Origin of the sequence: Sedimentitalea sediminis, from assembly GCF_042687825.1 — a bacterium.
GTDB lineage: Bacteria > Pseudomonadota > Alphaproteobacteria > Rhodobacterales > Rhodobacteraceae > Sedimentitalea.
The window spans coordinates 1-2,859 of record NZ_JBHUQE010000052.1; the positions used below are offsets into that span (position 1 = coordinate 1).

The following is a 2,859-nucleotide window of genomic DNA, read 5'->3' on the forward strand; positions in this document are numbered from 1 at the left end:
AGCAGTCAGACCGGACGCTTACGCTACAACAATGAGAGGGCCGCAGTAGCCGGTGGAAAGCAGTGGTTCTACAACTTTTGCGTTCGCTTTTTGATGGAACGTGTAACTGACCTATGCGTTCGTGACAGTGAGAAGAAGTTCGGGGAGACGAGGAACGTCAAGGTGATCTTCAGCCAGCGCGGCGGCCATTCTTACGGGCAAACAAAGGCATATTGGGAGTTGCTAAGGTCGCAATACCACACGGGCACCATCTATTTGACTCGCCGGGTTATGCGCCACGAGGTCTTACGCTTCCGTTTAGTTGACTACGTGCCTCATACTGCGAATGCGGGTCTGCAATTAGCGGACGCTGTTGCAAGCGCGTTTTACCAAGCGTGCGACACACTGGATGTTTCTAATGACCCTAGCTTTGCGAAACTTCTGCGCCCCAAAATGGCAAGATCAGGAGGATCGGCGGCAGATTTCGGAGTGGTATTGCAGCCCACCCCACCATGGCGCGCGGAACTGAGTGACACCCAGAAGGAAGTATTCTCATTTTACGGATATGATTTTGGGTGCGTGGGCCCCGGCCCCTCATCTCTTGAACCCCGCTAGGCTGCGATCCACCGCGCAACCGTGAACTCAAGTTCCAATCCGTCTTTGCGCATTGAAAAAGGGGGAATTCCGGCGTATCCCACGCAGTGAATCCTCGCATATTTGGTAGAATCTGTCACTAGAAATATCATATAACGCGACATCTAGTCCTTCGCGTCAAGCGCCCGGGACACCAGCCCGCCGATAAGTCAGGCGCTTGCCAGCAGCGCCGAGCAGGGCGATTTTGCCGCGCTCTACATCTTCGATGCCGTTGGCCTTGCGGTGGTTGTAACGGAAATCGAACTCAGCCGCATAACGGTGCAGGTGCTGTTTCCCGCAGTGTTGATATACACCCTTCATGCCACGCTTGAAGATGCTGTAGAAGCCTTCCACGGTGTTCGTGTGGACCTCTGGGGCCTCAAGGCGAACGTATTCCTCGGCACTGTGATTGACCCAATCGTGACCGGCAAAACTAGGATCGATATTGAGACCTTGATACTGGCGCGCTTCGTCGGTGTAGATCACCGCTTCCTTGGCGATATTCTCGCGCAGGATCGGAATGAGCGTGGATTTCTTGAGGTCGTCAACAACGATGGACTTGGCGCGCTTGGTTTCGCGATCAACGAGGGTCAGAACCTTCATTTTGTGAGAACCGCCACGGGCATTCGGTGCTTTGGTCACGCCCGGCTCTTTGCCGATGAAGGTTTCATCGACCTCAACCGGACCACCATTGCTGCCAAACGGGGCAATTTCGCCGCCGCGCATGCACTCACGAATGCGATGGGTCAGAAACCACGCGCTTTTGTAGGTGATGCCCAGAACGCGGTGCAGTTGATGGCTGGAAATGCCCTTCTTGCTGGACACCATCAGGTGAATGGCTTGCAGCCACAGGGTAAGCGGCAGGTGGCTTTCCTCGAAGATGGTGCCCTTGCGAAGGGTGAACTGCTTGCGGCACTCACGGCACTTCCACAGGCCGTGACGCTCTTTACCCTCGGGGTTCTTCTTGCTGGGCTTGGTGCGAACGCCAGTTAGGCGGTAGGCGCTATCCACAACGCCACAATGGGGGCAGACCGGACCGTCCGCCCAAAGCATACCCTCTATGTGTTCGAATGCGGCGGCTTCGTCGTGAAAGTAGGGAGCGGAAAGAACGGACATTTGAAACTCCTATCGTCTTGATAAGAATATAGGGTTTCAGGTTGGGTTTGTCAAATATACAATCGCTCAAACTTGGATACGAGCTATTCCTTTGCACGCACCAAGCCTGCACTAGAAGTGGTCGAGGGGTCTTTGAACTCGTACCAAGTGACTGCCGTTCGTCACGACGCGGACGAGGCGTACACTCCAAGCGCGGAACCTGACGACGATGTTTTTTGAAGATGGCTTCCCGTTCTAACGAAACTTTTGGTCGGTTCAGGAGGTGGAACCGTGAGCCGGAAGACCCGACTTGAAGGAATGTGTGGCGCATTGTTCAATTCCCTAAGTCGGCAATTGGGACGCTATGCGCCCAGTCAGAAAAGCTCTCTGAAACGGTTGTTGGATCATCAAGTTCACCCACCAAAGCATCCAGTATCTCGATCAGGTCATCTGGCATACCTTGTTCCGCGATATGGCGTCTGAAATAGGCATAGCTTTCAAGAACGTTGTGAGCATACGCCGCTGAAAGCACCGTGAGAAACGCCTCGTGGCCAATGTGCCAGCTGCATATCATCGCATTGTTCCAAGCCTCGTGATCGTCTGGACACTGAACTCCACAAAGGACAAAGTGATACAACGCGTCGGCAAACTGACCTCGAGATGCGCAACTCACACCGACGTTGAAATTCGAAACAGGGTCGAGTGCACACGCTTCTAGGAGAACTCGCCGATATTCGCCCTCATTCTGTGAATGTGTCGTCTCAATGCGCTTCAGCATTTGCGAAGCATCATGACGACGAGTAGGCAGAGCTTCCTTGTAGGTCTGGAGCAACCAGAGACAAAGAGAACGCTTAATCGAAGAACTGAACATTTCAGGGCTTGCGTTCTGCGCTTCAACCGCCCTTTCAAACGATGTGATTGCAGATTCAATGTCACCTGAGAGCAACTGAGCATCACCCAACCGGTGCCATTCGATTGGTTCCGACTCTTTGGATATTGCTTTTGAATAGAAGCAGCTTGCTGGCGCATAGTGTCGTGCGTTGTAAAGCGCCCCACCGAACTCTTGAAGATAATAGTCTGTTGCGAGATATTCCGGCCTAAGCTTGCGAGCCTTGTTGTAGAACCTGACCGGCCTTGTTGCACAAATCGGCT

At 53.3% G+C, this 2,859-nt stretch carries 3 protein-coding genes; 1 reads left to right on the forward strand and 2 read right to left on the reverse strand.

Annotated features, from left to right (window positions below):
• Window positions 1-594: DUF3800 domain-containing protein (locus tag ACFMPD_RS17390; RefSeq protein WP_380997268.1), on the forward strand; the 594-nt coding region annotated here is incomplete at its 5' end.
• A gap of 156 nt (window positions 595-750) precedes the next feature.
• Here ACFMPD_RS17390 and ACFMPD_RS17395 read toward each other — a convergent pair.
• Window positions 751-1,728: an IS1595 family transposase gene (locus ACFMPD_RS17395; RefSeq protein ID WP_380997270.1), complete on the reverse strand. Its 978-nt coding sequence runs from the start codon at window positions 1,726-1,728 to the stop codon at window positions 751-753.
• A gap of 313 nt (window positions 1,729-2,041) precedes the next feature.
• Window positions 2,042-2,859 (reverse strand): hypothetical protein (locus ACFMPD_RS17400; RefSeq protein ID WP_380997272.1); only part of this gene is annotated, 818 nt, incomplete at its 5' end.

Excerpts from the sequence above, each read along its gene's own strand:
- ACFMPD_RS17395 (WP_380997270.1), bottom strand. The coding sequence starts at position 1,728 with ATGTCCGTTCTTTCCGCTCCCTACTTTCACGACGAAGCCGCCGCATTC.